The organism is Pseudanabaena sp. FACHB-2040 (assembly GCF_014696715.1).
GTDB lineage: Bacteria > Cyanobacteriota > Cyanobacteriia > Phormidesmidales > Phormidesmidaceae > JACVSF01.
On the sequence record NZ_JACJQO010000005.1, the window covers coordinates 776,758 to 793,657 of the forward strand.

General features: G+C 54.2%; 16 protein-coding genes. 9 read left to right on the forward strand and 7 right to left on the reverse strand.

What is annotated here, in order from left to right:
* Positions 1-10: 10 nt before the first annotated feature.
* The gene (locus H6G13_RS07220; RefSeq protein WP_190482467.1) at positions 11-715 is read right to left on the reverse strand and encodes an NAD-binding protein; all 705 of its coding nucleotides are present in this window, start codon (positions 713-715) and stop codon (positions 11-13) included.
* 139 nt (positions 716-854) lie between these two features.
* Between H6G13_RS07220 and H6G13_RS07225 the strand changes: the two genes are divergently transcribed.
* The 3 genes from H6G13_RS07225 to H6G13_RS07235 all read left to right on the forward strand — a co-directional run bounded on the left by H6G13_RS07225 (position 855) and on the right by H6G13_RS07235 (position 4,105).
* Positions 855-2,018 carry a GuaB3 family IMP dehydrogenase-related protein gene (locus H6G13_RS07225; protein WP_190482468.1) on the forward strand — a complete coding sequence of 388 codons (1,164 nt, stop codon included), beginning with the start codon at positions 855-857 and terminating at the stop codon, positions 2,016-2,018.
* Positions 2,019-2,529: 511 nt separating this feature from the next.
* Positions 2,530-2,850 (forward strand): thioredoxin, encoded by a 321-nt coding sequence (gene trxA, locus H6G13_RS07230; RefSeq protein ID WP_190482469.1) that lies wholly within the window; start codon positions 2,530-2,532, stop codon positions 2,848-2,850.
* A 190-nt stretch (positions 2,851-3,040) separates the two neighbouring features.
* Positions 3,041-4,105 carry an LOG family protein gene (locus tag H6G13_RS07235; protein WP_190482470.1) on the forward strand — a complete coding sequence of 355 codons (1,065 nt, stop codon included), beginning with the start codon at positions 3,041-3,043 and terminating at the stop codon, positions 4,103-4,105.
* A gap of 128 nt (positions 4,106-4,233) precedes the next feature.
* Here H6G13_RS07235 and pheS read toward each other — a convergent pair whose 3' ends face one another.
* Complete coding sequence (gene pheS / locus H6G13_RS07240) at positions 4,234-5,235, reverse strand: phenylalanine--tRNA ligase subunit alpha (RefSeq protein WP_190482471.1); 1,002 nt, start codon at positions 5,233-5,235, stop codon at positions 4,234-4,236.
* Between the two features lie 327 nt (positions 5,236-5,562).
* Here pheS and surE point away from each other — a divergent pair, with 327 nt between their 5' ends.
* The 3 genes from surE (at position 5,563) to H6G13_RS07255 (ending at position 10,105) form a co-directional block, all read left to right on the forward strand.
* Entirely contained in the window at positions 5,563-6,414 is an 852-nt protein-coding gene (gene surE, locus H6G13_RS07245) for a 5'/3'-nucleotidase SurE (RefSeq protein ID WP_190482472.1), read from the forward strand.
* A gap of 153 nt (positions 6,415-6,567) precedes the next feature.
* Positions 6,568-7,452, forward strand: a complete 885-nt coding sequence (locus H6G13_RS07250) for an MBL fold metallo-hydrolase (RefSeq protein ID WP_190482473.1) — start codon at positions 6,568-6,570, stop codon at positions 7,450-7,452.
* Between the two features lie 385 nt (positions 7,453-7,837).
* Positions 7,838-10,105 (forward strand): glycosyltransferase, encoded by a 2,268-nt coding sequence (locus H6G13_RS07255; RefSeq protein WP_190482474.1) that lies wholly within the window; start codon positions 7,838-7,840, stop codon positions 10,103-10,105.
* A 75-nt stretch (positions 10,106-10,180) separates the two neighbouring features.
* Here the strand turns inward: H6G13_RS07255 and H6G13_RS07260 are convergent, their stop codons facing one another.
* On the reverse strand, positions 10,181-11,161 hold the full coding sequence (locus H6G13_RS07260) for an ABC transporter ATP-binding protein (protein ID WP_190482475.1): 981 nt from the start codon (positions 11,159-11,161) through the stop codon (positions 10,181-10,183).
* A gap of 67 nt (positions 11,162-11,228) precedes the next feature.
* Between H6G13_RS07260 and H6G13_RS07265 the strand changes: the two genes are divergently transcribed.
* Complete coding sequence (locus tag H6G13_RS07265) at positions 11,229-11,381, forward strand: hypothetical protein (protein WP_190482476.1); 153 nt, start codon at positions 11,229-11,231, stop codon at positions 11,379-11,381.
* An 83-nt stretch (positions 11,382-11,464) separates the two neighbouring features.
* On the opposite strand, the gene purB is transcribed toward H6G13_RS07265, so the two are convergent.
* Positions 11,465-12,760 carry an adenylosuccinate lyase gene (gene purB, locus H6G13_RS07270; protein WP_190482922.1) on the reverse strand — a complete coding sequence of 432 codons (1,296 nt, stop codon included), beginning with the start codon at positions 12,758-12,760 and terminating at the stop codon, positions 11,465-11,467.
* 245 nt (positions 12,761-13,005) lie between these two features.
* On the opposite strand from purB, the gene H6G13_RS07275 reads away from it, so the two are divergent.
* A complete protein-coding gene (locus H6G13_RS07275; RefSeq protein WP_190482477.1) occupies positions 13,006-13,623 on the forward strand; it encodes a DUF1361 domain-containing protein in 618 nt (205 codons plus the stop codon).
* Positions 13,624-13,666: 43 nt separating this feature from the next.
* Here the strand turns inward: H6G13_RS07275 and H6G13_RS07280 are convergent, their stop codons facing one another.
* From H6G13_RS07280 to H6G13_RS07290, 3 genes are read right to left on the reverse strand one after another with little or no spacing between them, the layout of a single operon-like run.
* Positions 13,667-14,020: a zinc ribbon domain-containing protein gene (locus tag H6G13_RS07280; protein ID WP_190482478.1), complete on the reverse strand. Its 354-nt coding sequence runs from the start codon at positions 14,018-14,020 to the stop codon at positions 13,667-13,669.
* 36 nt (positions 14,021-14,056) lie between these two features.
* Positions 14,057-14,368, reverse strand: a complete 312-nt coding sequence (locus H6G13_RS07285; protein WP_190482479.1) for a TIGR03792 family protein — start codon at positions 14,366-14,368, stop codon at positions 14,057-14,059.
* Between the two features lie 48 nt (positions 14,369-14,416).
* Positions 14,417-15,208: a DUF2993 domain-containing protein gene (locus tag H6G13_RS07290; RefSeq protein WP_190482480.1), complete on the reverse strand. Its 792-nt coding sequence runs from the start codon at positions 15,206-15,208 to the stop codon at positions 14,417-14,419.
* A 343-nt stretch (positions 15,209-15,551) separates the two neighbouring features.
* Here H6G13_RS07290 and H6G13_RS07295 point away from each other — a divergent pair, with 343 nt between their 5' ends.
* Positions 15,552-16,832, forward strand: coding sequence for a DUF4912 domain-containing protein (locus H6G13_RS07295; RefSeq protein ID WP_199305754.1), 1,281 nt, complete (start codon positions 15,552-15,554; stop codon positions 16,830-16,832).
* Positions 16,833-16,900: the final 68 nt, after the last annotated feature.

Genomic DNA, 16,900 nt, shown 5'->3' on the forward strand with positions numbered 1-16,900 from the left:
AGCCAAGCAACTATACCGGCAGACGATCGATTCCCTTATTGCTGCCAATCACAACCATCACCGATCCGGCCCGCAACCGCGCTACGGGGCTGGGGTTAATCTCAAACTTGCCAGGGTTGCTTTCCTGACTCACAGCCAGCAGCGTTAGACCATATTTATTGCGCAGGTCTAATTCCACAATGGTCTTTTGGTGAAACGCCTGAGGCACGATCACTTCCACAATGCTATTTTCTGGGTCGATTTCAAAGCGCTCTAGAATATTAGGCCGAGTCAGGGAACGAGCGAGCTCACAGCCCATCTCATGTTCTGGGAAGACAACGTGGTCAGCCCCTACCCGCCTCAACAGCTTGACGTGAATCTCTGAGGAAGCCTTAGCGACCACATGAGGAACGCCAGCCTCCTTAGCGTTGAGCGTCGTAATAACGCTCTCTTCAACATAGTTGCCAATAGCCACAATCACTGTGTCAAAATCTGGAATTCCCGCTTCTTTTAGGGCGCTGGGCTGAGTCGAATCAAGCTGCACCGCGTGGGCCGCGATCTGGTCAGTCAACGCCTGCGCAACCCGTCGCTCATCAGAGTCAATGCCCAGCACTTCGTACCCCATACCGTGTAGCGTGCCGCATACTGCCCGACCAAAACGTCCTAGGCCGATAACAGCAAATTGTCGGCTGGGGCTGCGGAGAGTTTGAAAAAAAGACAGAGAGGCCAGATTCACGTCTACACGTTCCTTAAAGGACAGTATTTAACCATTATCAATGAAGTAGGTCCAGCGATTTTCCTAGCCTCAACCGTGCGTCAACAAAGTCTGCCAGGAATGCTAGTCTAGCTAAATGGTCTTGGGTTTAGAGATGGACGTGAATATTCAACTTGGTCGCGGCAAGACAGTCCGCAGAGCCTACGGCATTGATGAAATTGCGCTAGTTCCAGGTCCACGCACCCTAGATCCTCAACTTGCGGATACCCGCTGGCAAATTGGTGGCATTGAGCGAGAAATTCCTATCATCGCCAGCGCCATGGATGGGGTCGTGGACGTGCAGATGGCGGTGCGGCTGACCGAATTAGGAGCCTTAGGGGTATTAAACCTGGAGGGAGTTCAGACTCGGTACGAAGACCCCAACCCCATCCTCGACAAAATTGCTTCTGTCGGCAAAGAAGAGTTTGTCTCCCTTATGCAGGGCCTCTATGCAGAGCCGATTAAGCCTGAGCTGATCCAAAAGCGAATCCAAGAAATCAAGGCTCAGGGGGGCATTGCCGCCGTTAGTGCCACCCCAGCAGGAGCCGCTCGGTTTGGTCAAGTAGTAGCCGAGGCTGGAGCTGATCTTTTCTTTGTCCAGGCGACAGTTGTTTCAACGGCTCACCTCTCCCCCGAATCAATCACCCCTCTAGACTTACCCCAGTTCTGCTCTGAAATGCCCATTCCTGTCATTCTGGGCAACTGTGTTACCTACGAAGTAACCCTAAATCTGATGAAAGCGGGTGCTGCTGGCGTTTTAGTTGGCATTGGCCCTGGGGCTGCCTGCACCTCTCGGGGAGTTCTGGGTATTGGCATCCCTCAGGCAACCGCAGTCGCAGACTGTGCCGCTGCCCGCGACGACTTTTACCGCGAGACCGGCCGCTACGTACCGGTTATTGCCGATGGTGGTTTGGTGACTGGCGGCGATATCTGTAAATGTATTGCCTGTGGGGCTGATGGTGTCATGATTGGTTCGCCCTTTGCCCGTGCTGCTGAAGCGCCAGGTCGTGGCTACCACTGGGGCATGGCCACGCCTAGCCCTGTCTTGCCCCGAGGAACTCGAATCAAAGTGGGCACCACCGGCACCCTAGAGCAAATCCTGCGAGGACCGGCCCAACTCGACGACGGCACCCACAATTTCTTGGGCGCACTGCAGACCAGCATGGGTACCCTAGGAGCCAAAGACCTAAAGGAAATGCAGCAGGTTGAGGTGGTCATTGCTCCCTCTCTACTCACTGAGGGTAAGGTCTATCAAAAAGCTCAACAGCTGGGCATGGGTAAGTAGATTAAATTAGTTACCCACCGCAGCAGAGCTCGCTCAGCTATTTCTGAGAACTTTGGTAGTTGTTAAGACAATTTCTTGACGACCGCACATTAATTTGCTTATAAGACCGTCTTCAATGGCAGATTCTGAAGTGCCCACTGTAGAATAGAGAAAAGCGGAGACGAAAGTTTCCGTTCACTCCTCACACCACACTCCGCCCAAATCATTGATTTGGGCGGTTCCTTTTTGGGCAGTTTTTCTTGGGGTCAGGTGAGCGCGACGGAGCTTGGGCTGGCCATGAGCAATTGATGGCTTTAGTTTGACTTTCGACTCCCAGCGATTCGATTTTCCGGGTTGGAGCCTAAGCTTTTAGCCAAATTTTTAGCTGTAGGTTCTAACTATGGGAATATTCTGCAGCAGTTCCCAGTTATTGTGGGCAGTTCTGGTCTAATGTAGAAGTCAGCGGCCAAAAGTACGGAAATCTGGCTGTGTTAATATTTTTTGTACGTTATCGAGGCAAGGACGTCGAGGCATGGCAGCCGCACAAGTCACAGATTCTACGTTTAAACAAGAGGTACTGGAAAGCGACGTTCCCGTCCTGGTGGATTTCTGGGCACCCTGGTGTGGTCCCTGCCGGATGGTCGCTCCAGTGGTAGACGAAATTTCTGAACAATACGAGGGTCAGGTTAAGGTCGTTAAGGTCAACACCGACGAAAACCCCAGTGTTGCTAGCCAGTATGGTATCCGCAGCATTCCTACCCTGATGATATTTAAAGGGGGGCAACGGGTTGATATGGTGGTGGGTGCTGTGCCCAAAACCACGCTAGCAAACACTTTAGAGAAATATCTTTAGGGTCTTCAGGCTAAATTGCTTGAGTTAACCCTGACAATTTGCATCACCCGTTTAATTCTTTCTTTTACTTGTGCGTCTGACTAACTAGTCGGGCGCACTTTTGTTAGCGATTTGCCAGCCGCCCAAATCTCCTAGATCCTGATAAAACTCGGTAGAATGGGGTGCTACCCATTTCAAACTTCTGTGATAAATGGTTTCGCTTCCCTCCTCCATTCCCGCTGATATTCAGGCCGAATTCCAAAGCTTGTTTGAGCAGCTGCCCAGCATGGAACACGGCAAGTTGATTAGACAGGTGTTGGAAACCATCCTACGCATGATAGGACGGGAAGCAGATCGGCTGGACTGGAAAATCTTGAATTATGCGCTCCTAGATATGGAGCAAGGCTTTCAAATTTTCTATCCCTACCGTCACGTTCGTAAGATCACCATTTTTGGCTCGGCCCGGCTCCCTGCTCACAGCCCTGAATATCAGTTGACCCGAGAATTCGCCCAGCGCATCAGCCAACAGGGTTTTATGGTCATGACGGGGGCAGGGGGTGGCATTATGCAGGCGGGTAACGAAGGGGCAGGCCCAGAGCATTCCTTTGGTCTTAATATCCAGTTGCCCTTTGAGCAGGGAGCAAACCCGATTATGGCGGGCGATCCCAAACTCATTAACTTCAAATATTTTTTCACCCGTAAACTGTTTTTTCTGCGAGAGAGTGATGCCTTAGTGCTGTTTCCTGGCGGCTTTGGTACGCAGGATGAAGCTTTTGAGTCTATTACCCTGATTCAGACAGGCAAATCCAACCCCCTGCCGCTGGTGTTGGTAGACATCCCCGGCGGCGACTACTGGCACAGCTGGGATACCTATGTTCGCGATCACCTGGTGAAGCGAGGTCTAGTTAGCCCCGATGACCCCTGTCTCTACACAATTACCGATAACGTAGAGGATGCCTGCGAGGCGATCAGCAGCTTTTACCGGGTGTTTCACTCGTGCCGCTTCTTTGGCGATCGCCTAATTATTCGCCTTAAGGCTGACCTATCAGATGCCGTAATCGATCAGCTCAACAGTGAATTTAGCGGCATTTTAGCAAAAGGCAAAATCGAGAAAGGTCAGGCGCTGCCCGTAGAAAAGGGAGACGAAACCGAGACCTTGCCCCGGCTCATTCTCCACTTTAACCACCGAGACTTTGGACGGCTGCACCTGCTAATCCGCCGGATCAATGAGCTAGGCATCCATCACCCCGAAACCGACCATCCTGAGCAAAAGTAGATAGCCTCCTGGAGGGAGGGCTAGGGCTGTTAGAGAGCTTTCTACAGCGCTGCATAAACAAACCCTCAGCGCAAAGGCTGAGGGTTTTCAGGAGCTAGAGCAAACCTTTAGAGCAACTTAAGACAGCGCTAGAACTGCCGCAGGAACTTCAGGTCGCTGGAGTAGAGGCGGCGGATATCGTCGATCTGATACTGCACCATCGCAAACCGCTCAATGCCGATGCCTCCGGCAAAGCCAGAGTAGACTTCGGGGTCGTAGCCAACGGCCTTGAGCACATTGGGGTCGATCATGCCGCAGCCCAACACCTCTAACCAGCGCCCCTGCCACTGCACGTCTACCTCCGCAGAGGGCTCAGTGAAGGGAAAGAAGCTGGGCCGCATGCGAATCGCCACATCGCCATAGAGCGCCTGAATGAAGGCTTTGACGGTGCCCTTGAGATCAGCAAAGGTGATGCCTTTGTCAATCGCGAAAAACTCAAGCTGGTGGAAGACGGCAGCATGGGTAGCATCGACGGTGTCGCGGCGGTAGCAGCGGCCTGTGGCCACTACCCGCAGTGGGGGTTCATGCTCCTGCATGTAGCGGATCTGTACGTTGGAGGTGTGGGTCCGCATCAGGTCGCCGTTGGGCAGGTAGAGGGTGTCCTGCATGTCTCGGGCCGGGTGGTCGGGCAGAAAGTTAAGCGCCTCAAAGTTGTAGTAGTCGGTTTCGATTTCTGGGCCAGTAGCCACGGTGTAGCCCAGCCCGACAAAGATATCGACGACCTGGTCAATGATGCTGTTGATAGGGTGAATTCGTCCCTGGGGTGTGTACACCCCAGGCATGGTCACATCCAGGGTTTCGGCGGCAAGCTGGGCCTGAATCTTTTCCGATTCTAGGGCTGCCTTGCGGGCCTCTAGTCCGCCTTGGAGGGCGTCTTTAACGGTATTAGCCAGCGCTCCGATGTGAGGACGTTCTTCGGCAGAGAGTTTGCCCATTCCCCCCAGAACTTTGGAGAGCTCGCCTTTTTTGCCCAGGTAGCTGACTCGCAGGGCTTCTAATGCCTCTAGGGTGGGGGCAGTTGCGATCGCATCAACCCCCGTTGCCTGAAGGGTCTGCAGTTGAGTCTGTAGATCTGTAGGTACTGTAGTCATCCCGGTCGTGATTCAGTAAACATGGACAGCAATGCCTGGGCCAGTCGTCTCGGTAGAAACGAGGCTTCTTCCTAGTGTATGAGGTTTAGGGTTTAAGGTTTAAGGTTCAGGGCAAGGGTAGAAGGCAAAGGATAAAAGGTTTAGGGTTTAAGGTTCAGGGCAAAGGGCGGAAGGCAAGGAGCAAAGGGTTTAAGGTTTGAGGTTCACGATTCACAGCCCTAGCACTCTCTTCCTTCTCGATCTCCCCATCTCTCCCATTTTCTCTACCCCCCTTACACCCTGTACCCTAAACCTTATACCCTCACCCCACCTGCTACCCGCGCTCCCATGAATCTTCTGATTAGTAACGACGACGGTGTTTTCGCTCAGGGAATCCGAACGCTAGCCAATACCCTGGCCGCCGCCGGGCACTCAATTACGGTAGTCTGCCCCGACCGAGAGCGCTCAGCCACAGGGCACGGCCTCACTATTCATCAGCCGATTCGGGCAGAAATTGTCGAGTCCGGGTTTCACCCCTCCATCAAAGCCTGGGCCTGCTCAGGTACGCCAGCCGACTGCGTTAAACTAGCGCTAGGAGCACTTGTGGAGGAACCGCCCAATTTCGTTTTGTCAGGCATCAATCACGGGCCTAACCTGGGCACCGATGTCCTCTACTCAGGCACTGTCTCAGCAGCGATGGAAGGGGTGATCGAAGGCATTCCTGCGATCGCACTTAGCTTAGGCAGCTATGTACATCAGGACTTTCTGCCAGCCGCCCATGTTGCTCAAGCTCTTCTGGCCCACTTTAGCCAAACGCCCTTAACTGTGCCGCTGCTGCTCAACGTCAACGTACCAGCAGCCAAAGCCAGCCATCTTAGAGGAATTCAAATCACGCGCCAAGGCATCCGCCGCTACCATGACCTGTTTGAAAAGCGGCTCGACCCCCGAGGCAAGACCTACTATTGGCTAGCTGGGGAAGTCTTAGAAGACGTGGAAGACCCCATCGGTAATCAAGGTTGGTCGGAAGAAACCGCACAAGCACTGAGACCTGTCTCTACGGATGTGCAGGCAGTCAAAGAAAACTATATTTCAATTACCCCCCTCCAGTACAACCTCACCTCCCTGGCCGGTCTACCCCAGCTACAGACAGCCATCGCCGATCCTGCCAAATTGTTCTCATCGTTCGTCCACAATGTGTAAAGAGTTTGCAGGAGTCTGATGAGAAAAGCTATCTTTGGCAAAATGCACTGATATCCCCATTGCTGGGTAATCTTATTTAAGATTGGAATGTGGTGTAACGTCTGGGTGATCCGCATCTAAGCTAAGTGATTCATCCGCCGCCCAAACAAATTCATGGCTGAAGCACAAAACCAGTTTATTGTTCGCTTTTGGGGAGTACGGGGGAGCATTGCCTGTCCCGGGCCGGAGACCGTGAGTTACGGCGGCAATACCTCCTGCATCGAAATGTTAATCGGAGGCCACCGTCTGATTTTTGACGGGGGAACTGGCCTGCGGGAATTGGGGCTCTCGCTGCTGCGGGAGATGCCTCTAGAGGCCAACCTCTTCTTTACCCACTCCCACTGGGATCATATCCAGGGCTTTCCCTTCTTTGTGCCGGCCTTTGTACCGGGCAATCGGTTTTATATCTATGGTGCGATCGCGCCCAATGGCTCCACCATTGAGCAGCGCCTCAACGACCAAATGCTTCACCCCAACTTTCCGGTGCCGCTGCAAATCATGGGGGCTGACCTCAAGTTTTGCGACATCGAGATTGGCGAAACCGTCCGAGTCGAAGACATTAAGGTCGAAAATGCCCTGCTCAACCACCCTGGTGAAGCGGTTGGCTACCGCGTTTCGTGGAACGGCCGAGTAGCTGCTTATGTCACCGACACCGAGCATTTCCCAGACCGGCTAGATGAAAATGTGCTGTGGCTGGCGCGTGATGCAGACATCATGATCTACGACGCCACCTACACCGACGAGGAATATCACAACGAAAAGTCCAGCAAAGTAGGCTGGGGCCACTCCACCTGGCAAGAAGCTGTAAAAGTCGCCAAAGCAGCCAACGTCAAAAAGCTGATTATTTTCCATCACGACCCGATTCACAGCGACGACTTTATGGATCGGGTGCAGCTAGACACTCAAGCAGTGTTCCCCAACAGCATTGTTGCCCGGGAAGGCATGGAAATTGATTTGATGACGATGGATCAGCCAGCTTACCTTGAGACAGCTTCGTAGAGGCGGAGAGGGCAGCAGGTAAGGGGCAAAGGGCAGCAGGTAGGAAGGCGAGGTTTTGCTTTTCAACCCGTGGCTCAGCTTCAATTGAGCCTTCAAGACAGGGGACTCCTCCTGATCGTCAGTTCTTGTAGCTTCCTGAGAGGCAAGACTACTCCTTGACAAGCAATTCTCAGGGACTTCTCACTCTGTAGGTTGTCAGGCAGGCTAGAAACAGTTCTTAATGACTTAGGGTCTTTTTTAGGGAAGTAGGAAGTAAGGTTAGTGAATCAAGTTGGCCTGGGCAGCTGTTCTCTAGGCTCTACGCTTGCTTCCATCCCCTATTTAAGCAATTAGAGAGATTGCGGCTGCTTTGGGGAAATGACCGATCAGTGTTGCAAGAACTGTTATGACGACTTCCAAAGTCAGGTCTAGATTATTTAGGCGGGCCTACCGGAGCGTAAATCTTCGGGTGCAGCGGGCCACATTGATGATGCTGGGCGTGGTTTTTCTGGCTGGGGCAGTTGTGGCAGCCTGGTTTGCAGGAGAAGCTCGGACTACCGCCATTTTTGCCCAACTCCAGGTAATTCAGCAGAACCCTCCCATGTGGGTAGAGGTGCCGATGGTGGCCGGGGAGTACCTGCTGGCCCCAACGGTGATTTTGCTGCTGCTGACCCTGACCATTACCCGGCTCCACCCCCAGCCTCGGCCTTGGTCCCGGTTTGTGGTGGTCTCTATTCTGCTGGTTCTGGTCACTCGCTATGTGTTCTGGCGCAGCCTGACCACTCTGAACCTGAGCGATCCGCTGACAGGCAGCTTCAGTTTGGGCCTGTTTTTGATGGAAATGGTGGGGCTGCTGAGCAGCATCATTCAGCTAGGGCTAATGCTACGGGTACGCGATCGCAGACCTCAGGCCGATCAATTACAGGTCGCTGTGGCAACAGGAGAGTACTTGCCTACGGTAGACGTGTTTATCCCTAGCTACGACGAGCCCGCCTTTATTTTGCGACGCACCGTGATTGGCTGCCAGGCGATAGACTACCCCCACAAAACGATCTATCTGCTGGACGACACGCGGCGGCCCGAGATCGCGGCGATGGCGGCGGAACTGGAATGCGAATACATCAGTCGGCCTCAGAACCAGCATGCCAAAGCCGGTAATTTAAACCATGCGATCGCACAGACCCACGGTGAGCTAATCGCCTCCTTCGATGCCGATTTTGTGCCGACCCGCAATTTCTTGCGCCGCACCGTCGGCTTTTTCCAAACTCCGGAGGTAGGCCTAGTTCAGACCCCCCAGAGCTTCTATAACCCCGACCCAATCTCTCGAAATCTGGGGCTAGAGGGCATACTAACACCGGATGAAGAGGTGTTCTACCGCCAGATTCAGCCCATGCGGGATGGAACCGGCAGTGTGGTCTGTTCAGGGACATCTTTTGTCATGCGGCGCAGCGCCCTAGAAGCCTCGGGTGGCTTTGTCACGGAATCGCTCAGCGAAGACTACTTTACCTCCGTGCAGTTGGCAGCCCACGGCAATGAAGTGATCTACCTGGACGAAAAGCTCAGTGCTGGGCTAGCAGCAGAGACGATTTCTGCCCATGCCACCCAGCGGCTGCGCTGGGCCAGGGGGACGCTGCAGGCCTTTTTTATCGACTCCAACCCCCTAACTATCCGAGGGCTAACTCTAATCCAGCGGCTCGGGCATCTAGAGGGGCTGCTGAGCTGGTTTAGCACCATTCCTCGCGTTTACTTTCTGCTAATGCCCTTGGCCTACTCATTTCTGGGGGTGATTCCGATTCGTGCCAGCCTGCGGGAAGTGCTGTATTACTTTCTGCCCTATTACCTGGTGCAGCTAACGGTGTTTGGCTGGCTCAATAACCGTTCGCGCTCGGCGCTACTGTCGGATATCTATAGCCTGGTGCTGGTATTTCCCCTGGCAGCTACAGTGATTCAGGTCATGCTGCGGCCTTTTGGTAAAGGGTTTAAGGTGACACCTAAGGGCACCTCTAGCGATCGCTTCCACTTCAACTGGGGGCTGGCTTGGCCGCTGGTGCTGATGTTTATCGTCACTGCCGTCAGCCTGTGGCGAAATTTGGGCTGGTGCTTGGCGGCTGGCTGGAGCGGCGATCACCTGCGGGGGCTAGGGCTAGGCTGGATTTGGAGCAGCTACAACTTGGTCATGATCGGCATTGCGCTACTGGTTTTAATGGATGTACCTCGGCCTGACTCTACCGTTTGGTTTGATCTGCGTCGGGTAGTCAGGCTGACGCTGGAGTTGCCCGATTCCGGCCCGCAGACCTGGTGGGGCACTACAACTCAGTTTTCGGAGAATGGCGCAGTGGTTGAGCTGACGCAGTGGGGCATTCCCCCGCTGCAAGAGGGTCTGGTACTGGCGGGGGAAATTGCGATCGCAGAAGAAAACCTGCAGCTCAAAGGCACCCTGGTCAACGTGGATCTGAGCGGCAACAGCCCCCTTGTTCGCATTCAGTTTGAGCCACTGACGTTGGAGCAGCACCGAGTCTTGATAGAAACGCTGTTTTGCCGTCCAGGGCAGTGGAAACGGTGGGATAGCCCAGGGGAGTTGCGATCGCTTTGGCTCTTGCTGAAGATTTTGTTTCAGCCCCGGGTGCTGACCCGCAATGTCAATGTGAAGGCGTTGTCAGTGGCGCAGAGTTAGGAAAAGGGGAAATGCGGGGTGGACGGGTAGATGGGGGAAATTGTAGAGGCGGTGTCTGTAGCCCTGGGGGAAGAACTAAGAGGGGGGGCTGCGCCGTTGGCGGATTTGGCTCATGAAGAAGTCTTCCAGGGAGGGGCGGGCTAACTGGAGCGAGACCAGTTCGCCGCCGGTTTGGCGAATAGCGCTGAGCAGGCCATCAGGATCGCCTTTGACGGTGCCGTGCCAGAAACCGCCTTGGAAATCAAGATTGCTGAGCCACTGTTTCAAAGCTTCAGGCTGGCCGCCGTGGCCTTTGGCAACGTATTGGTTCTCGGTGCCCAGCAAATTGTTGAGGTCGCCGACACACACCAGTTCTCCCTGGTCGAGGATGGCGATGCGATCGCAAATCACCTCTACATCCGACAGCACGTGGCTGTTGAAAAAAATGGTTTTTCCCTGGGCCTTGAGCGACAAGATAATTTCTCGTACCTGAAAGCGCCCGGTTGGGTCTAGCCCGGACATCGGCTCATCGAGAAACACCATGTCGGGGTCGTTGATTAGGGCCTGGGCCATGCCGACTCGCTGCATCATGCCCTTGGAGTACTGCCGCAGCTGTTTTTTGCGCGCTGCTGCTTGGGGCAGGCCAACTAGATCCAGCAGTTCGGGAATGCGCTTGCGCTGAACCGAGGTTGGAATTTGGAACAGCCCTGCTGTGTACTCTAAAAATTCCCAGCCGGTCAAAAAGTCGTAGAAATAAGCGTTTTCAGGTAGATAGCCAATGCGCTGCTTTACCGACTGATGGCCAACGCTCTCATCCATTACCCGGACGCGGCCTGAAGTCGGGCGGATAATGCCTAGCAGGATTTTCAGCAGCGTTGTTTTACCGGCTCCGTTTGGCCCTAGCAGACCAAAGGTTTCGCCCTGATACACGGTCAGGGAGCAGCTTTTCAGCGATGCAATTTTTTGATTTAGCCAAAACCCGGCACGGTAAACCTTACTCAGCTCGTAGGTCTGAACTACGATGGGTTGGGTAGACAAACTTGCCTCCTGCACCGAAAGAGAAGACAGAGAACTCATGGGCGGCAACGTTTTGTGTCACGCTAGAAGTGGTGCAACTTCAAGAATACCCAGAAATTAAGCCTTTATGGACCGTTCTAAATTCGTTGCCATTTTGACTGGGGTAATTTCCCTACTGCTAGCGGTAGGCTACCTAGTGCTGGTGCAAATTTTGGATTTTCGCGGCGAAATGTTGCCCGCGCCCGTTTCCCTACTGCCCATGCTGTTTGGCCTACCGTAGAGACGCGCTAGCAAAGCCTTAGCTGAGTCATGCCCGGAGAGCTATTGCCCAGGGAGCTACTTAATCGCGTCTCTACGAGATGGTTAAATGCAAAGGCGTTGGTAAACGGCGTCGAGGTTCCGCAGGTGCAGATTGGGGTCGAAGCACTCACCGATCTCTTCGGGAGAGAGGTATTTCTGTACTCGCTCATCTTCTGAGATCAGCTGGCGGAAGTTGCCGCCTTCGGTATTCCAGGCCGTGTGGGCGCAGGACTGGACAATGGCATAGGCTTCTTCCCGAGCTAGGCCCTTGCCCACCAGCGTCAGCAGTACTCGCTGGCTGAAGACGACACCGCCGTAGACGTTTAGGTTGCGCTTCATGTTTTCGGGGTAGACCAGCAGGTGTTTGACCAAGTCGGTGGTCTCTACCAGCATGAAGTGAATCAAAATGCAGCTATCAGGCAGAATCACCCGCTCTACAGAGCTGTGGGAGATGTCTCGCTCGTGCCAGAGGGCCACGTTTTCCAGAGCGGCCATGGCGTTACCCCGGACAATGCGGGCGCAGCCGGTCAGCCGCTCGGAGCGGATAGGGTTGCGCTTGTGGGGCATGGCAGAGGAGCCTTTCTGGCCTTTGGAGAAAAACTCTTCGACCTCTAGCACGTCCGTCCGCTGTAGGTTGCGAATTTCTACCGCAAAGCGCTCAATGGAAGCCGCTAGCAAAGCTAGGGCGTTCATGAATTCGGAATGGATGTCGCGGGAGATTACTTGGGTTGAAGCGGTGTCGGGCTTGAGACCCAGCTTTTGGCAGGCCAATTCTTCAATTTTTGGATCGATGTTGGCATAGGTGCCGACAGCCCCAGAAATCTGACCAACGGCAATGTGATCTTGCAGGGCGCTGAGCCGTTCGCGGTGGCGCAACATTTCAGCCAGCCAGCCAGCCAGCTTAAAGCCAAAGGTGATGGGCTCGGCGTGGATGCCGTGGGAACGACCAATCATGATCGTGTCCCGGTGCTCTTGAGCTTTGTAACGGATAGCTTGGATCAGGTTTTCGACGTGGGCCATGATTACCTGCAGACTGTCTACCAACTGCAGCGACAGGGCGGTGTCGATCATGTCTGAACTGGTCATGCCTAGGTGGATGTAGCGCCCGGCATCGCCCACGTACTCGTTGACGTTAGTGAGAAACGCGATGACGTCGTGGCGAACTTCAGCCTCGATTTCGAGAATTCGTTTGGGGTCGAAGTTGGCCTTTGCCTTGATCTCGTCTACTGCCTCTGAGGGGATGTACCCCAACTCTGCCTGGGCTTCGCAGACGGCGATTTCGACCTTAAGCCAGGTCTTGTACTTGTAGAGTTCGGTCCAGAGTTCGCCCATCTCGGGCAAGGTATAGCGTTCGATCAAGGGTGGTGACGCAGAATACAACCGATCCATTGTGAAGGAAAGTTCACACCACAGGCAACAATTTTTTGAGAAGGGATGGGGTCAAATATTGAGCTTGCTCGTTAGAGGGGCCATGTACTGCCTGACTTCCGCTGTTGTAAGCTCGGAAGACTAGCTTTACCTTTCTTAATAACTTTGTCTTCAATCGTTAAACTTGGCTGGCCTGTGCTGCCAGGGCTATAAATAAGTCTGGGTAGAAAAAGCTTATGGATGATCTGACGGCCAAAATTTTTCCCTATCTAGAAGTTATTCGAGCTAACTGGCGCTGGATGGGGTGGAATACAGTGCTGGCCCTGATTCCTCTAGGGTTAGCTGTTGGCTTGTTTCGCCGCAATGTCCGTCAGTCAATTTTGTGGTGGTTAGGCTTTGCTCTGTTTTTTGCTTTTTTGCCAAATGCGCCCTATGTGCTGACGGATGTGGTTCACCTGTTTGAGAGCGCTCAAACTGGCTATTCTCCTTGGGTGGTAGGGCTGGTAATGGGGCCGATGTACGGAGTGTTTCTGCTGATTGGCTTTGCTGCTTACGTCGGGTCAGTCGTGTCAATGGGGCGATATGTAGATCAGCAGGGCGGCGGGCGTTGGGTAACGGGGATTGAACTGGGAACGCACGGACTGTGTGCGATCGCAATCTACTGGGGCCGCTTCTGGCGCTTTAACAGCTGGGATTTGGTGACTCGACCCCAAGTGCTGCTAGCCCAGATCTGGCGGCATCTGTTTGACCCGCAGCAGGCAGCCACAATTAGCCTAATCTTTGCTGGGTTAGCCCTTGCCTACTGGGCAGGCAAGCGAGGAGCCTTGGTCTTAGTAAATAAGCAGGAAAGCTAGCTCCGTGCAAAATTCTTTGCCTGCCCGAAGAGGTTGGGGAATGCTACCGCACCAGCACGATTAAAAAGCTAATGCCAATCAGGGCCACTAGGGCGATCAGCCCAGCCCGTCGATTCACCCAGAGCCGCATCTGCTGTCCGGGCGGAATCACAGGGCGGTCGGCCTTGGGATCTTGGTAGGCGTTGTGGTAGAGAGTACAGGTTTCGGCGTGGGGCCGCTGGGGAAAGGTGCAGGTGTCATCCAGGTGATAGGTACAGCTTTCACACAAGGCGGCTTCGCCCTCGGCCCGGTAGAGGGGGATGCCGGGATGCCCATGAGCCTTTAGCGCCAGACCACATTGGGGGCAGCGGATAGCGTTTGCTTCGACCTTAGCCTGACAACGGGGGCAGGGGCGCATTTGTCCTTCTCCAAACGCTGACCGTATCCTAGCGCACTAGCCTGGCACCGGAAATCGCCGCACCTGAAACTCCGTTGACTCAACCATTTCGTAAGACAGCCCAAAGGCGGCATCAAATCTTTCGGTTATCTGAATCAAATCTGCCTCTGGGATCGCTTTCCACTGTTCGCGGGTGGCCCAGCGAATCACAAAAATGAGCGATCCCGCATCGTCAGGATCAATCCAGACCTCTTTTGAGACAAATCCGGGATATTGGCTCAGTGCCGCTGTCCAGATCTCGGTATCTAGCTCGATATACCGTTCCCGGCTTTCGGGGGACATGCAAAATTTGAGCCACTCAATCACCATAATTTGCCAAACCTGTTTCTCTTTGCAGTTTGAACATATTTTTTGAAGCTAATCTGCCGGGATCACCTGAACAGTGCCTCGGATGTCGATCTGTCCAGCAGTCAGGGTGAGTGAGTCAATCTGTACTTCTGGCCCCAGATCCAGCTCAAACCCGTCCAGGCTAATCGGCTCTGATCCCGCTGTAGTTCTCAGGCTAGGCTCATGCAGGATCAGGATATGACCTTCGCGAACAGCTAGCCCTGTTTGTAGCGTCACGGCAGCGGCAGCCCCCTGAGTGGGTAGCAGGGTGAGGGTGAGCTGATTGGGCGCGATCGCAACCTCACCCACCCGAAACTGCGCATGATCCCCCTGCAGCAGCCCACCTAGATAGGGCCGTAGGTCTTGTCCAGGACGCTGCACCACCATTAACTGCTGGAGAAAGTCTCGAATACCGTCGCGCAGCAGGGGCGCGGCTAAAGAAGCCACCAGGTCACGCTCCTGAATCACAACCTTGCCCACTATAGGAAAGCGCTGTAGCAGCCGCAGCGGTTTGCCCCGCATCACCTGACCTAAATTAATGCGAATTTCCAAGGCCTCTACCTGCACATGGCTCAAGTGCAGGCCCTGGTACACGGCCCGGTCGGCTGCGATCGCAGCTTTGGGCACGTAGCCCGATAAAATCTGGCGATCCCGCCCCTCTATCTGAAACACCAGATTTTCCACCTGATCTACCTGAGTTTGGATCAGCAGGCGCACCGCTGGGGGCAAAATTCGGCTAATTACCCGGCTCCCCCCTCGCTGCGAGGCTTCACCTAGCTGATTAACGGCCACAGTGTCCTCTACTGGCTCTTCATTTACCACTCAAAGCTCTCCTGTTTAACTTGCTACGACGGCTTATAGGGGCAATCAGGCTGTATTTGACTGTATCAGAGGAACCCTCTGCGGGCTGGGGATCACTCTGTCATGAATTTTTGACATTTTAGAGTTAGCGGCTCAATTTATTTGTCACGGCTTCCTGACATTGCGATCCCCGAATCCTGCATTATTTGGTAAATCGCTCAACATATAAGGATTTCAGGGACTTGATCCCCAAAGCCTTTTTTGCAATAGTATCCCCATACGATTGATCCCCGACGGTCATACATGATCCCAACCAGGGTCCAATGGCCCTTAGCAGTCCTGAAGCAGGAGGTAACATCCGACCATGTCTCAACGTCCCCCCCTCGAAGAAATGACTCTACGGCAGCTTCGCCGGGTTGCCAGTGAATATGAAGTGTCGCGCTACAGCCGCATGCGCAAGACTGAGCTAATTGACTCAATTCGCGCGATTGAAGTTAAGCGGGGTCTGGCCCCGGTAGCTAGCGCTACGATGCCTGTTCTAGAGAGCCAACCTCCGGTTGAAGCTCAGACCGAAGTTGAAGCCTCAAAGTATTACGCTGCGCCCACCCCAGCAGTCGCTATCTTGGCTACGGTCGATGAAGAATTGCCCGACCTACCCAGTGGTTATGGTGAAAGCCGCATTGTACTCATGCCCCGCGATCCCCAATGGGCCTACGCCTACTGGGACATCCCCAACGACCACAAAGAAGAGCTGCGGCGTCAAGGCGGAGTGCGGCTGTCGCTACGCTTCTACGACGTCACCGAAATCGATCTGGGCTACCAGAGCCCCCATAGCCTGCAGCAGTATGAGTGCGATGAGCTAGCCCGCGAATGGTACATGCCCGTGCCAGTTAGCGATCGCGACTATGTTGTAGAAATCGGCTACGTCTGCAATGATGGCCGCTGGCTAGTGCTAGCCCGCTCTGCACCGGTTCACGTTCCACCGGTCTACCCCTCCGACTGGATTGAAGATCACTTCATCACCGTGGATTGGGAGTCTGAGTTGAAGGGCAAGACGCTGATGATGCTGACTCACCCCAGTCGTCAGGCTGCCTCTGCTCCCGCCGAAGCAGGCAATGTGATTTACGACAACATCTTTGGCATGGCTCAGTCGGCAGAAGCCCAGCGGGTAGCCGGTTCACTGTTCGGCTCTATGCAGCACACGGCCGGATCAGCATCGATGCAGATGGTGCCTGAGCAGGCTGTCAGCTCCTATGTTTTCCCCTCCGGCGTGGGAATGTGGGCAGGGGCCGTTTCCAACATGTCGGGTCTATCGGGTCTGACAATGTCTGGAGCTGGCTTCTCTGCCTCCGCACCACCAATTCGGCCTCGCCAGTTTTGGCTGATTGCCGATGCTGAGCTGATTGTCTATGGCGCAACCGAGCCCGACGCTACTGTGACCATCGGCGGCAAGCCCATCAAGCTCAATCCCGACGGCACCTTCCGCTTCCAGATGTCTTTCCAGGATGGTCTGATCGACTATCCCATCATGGCAGTGGCTGCCGATGGCGAGCAGACTCGCTCCGTCCACATGCAGTTCACCCGCGAAACCCCCTCCCGCAACACCAACACCAAAGAGGAACAGGTGCTGGAGTGGCTTAACTAGGTCGGGATTAGTCCGTTTTAACTGCGAAACACTACTTTAGGCACAGCTGACGCTGTGCCTTTTTTTTG

Bases quoted from the DNA above. Each gene is read 5' to 3' on its own strand.
- H6G13_RS07255 (WP_190482474.1), top strand. From the start codon at position 7,838: ATGACGACTTCCAAAGTCAGGTCTAGATTATTTAGGCGGGCCTACCGG.
- H6G13_RS07250 (WP_190482473.1), top strand. From the start codon at position 6,568: ATGGCTGAAGCACAAAACCAGTTTATTGTTCGCTTTTGGGGAGTACGG.
- H6G13_RS07295 (WP_199305754.1), top strand. From the start codon at position 15,552: ATGTCTCAACGTCCCCCCCTCGAAGAAATGACTCTACGGCAGCTTCGC.
- pheS (WP_190482471.1), bottom strand. From the start codon at position 5,235: ATGACTACAGTACCTACAGATCTACAGACTCAACTGCAGACCCTTCAG.
- surE (WP_190482472.1), top strand. From the start codon at position 5,563: ATGAATCTTCTGATTAGTAACGACGACGGTGTTTTCGCTCAGGGAATC.
- trxA (WP_190482469.1), top strand. From the start codon at position 2,530: ATGGCAGCCGCACAAGTCACAGATTCTACGTTTAAACAAGAGGTACTG.
- H6G13_RS07275 (WP_190482477.1), top strand. From the start codon at position 13,006: ATGGATGATCTGACGGCCAAAATTTTTCCCTATCTAGAAGTTATTCGA.
- H6G13_RS07265 (WP_190482476.1), top strand. From the start codon at position 11,229: ATGGACCGTTCTAAATTCGTTGCCATTTTGACTGGGGTAATTTCCCTA.
- H6G13_RS07235 (WP_190482470.1), top strand. From the start codon at position 3,041: ATGGTTTCGCTTCCCTCCTCCATTCCCGCTGATATTCAGGCCGAATTC.
- H6G13_RS07285 (WP_190482479.1), bottom strand. From the start codon at position 14,368: ATGGTGATTGAGTGGCTCAAATTTTGCATGTCCCCCGAAAGCCGGGAA.
- H6G13_RS07260 (WP_190482475.1), bottom strand. From the start codon at position 11,161: ATGAGTTCTCTGTCTTCTCTTTCGGTGCAGGAGGCAAGTTTGTCTACC.
- H6G13_RS07280 (WP_190482478.1), bottom strand. From the start codon at position 14,020: ATGCGCCCCTGCCCCCGTTGTCAGGCTAAGGTCGAAGCAAACGCTATC.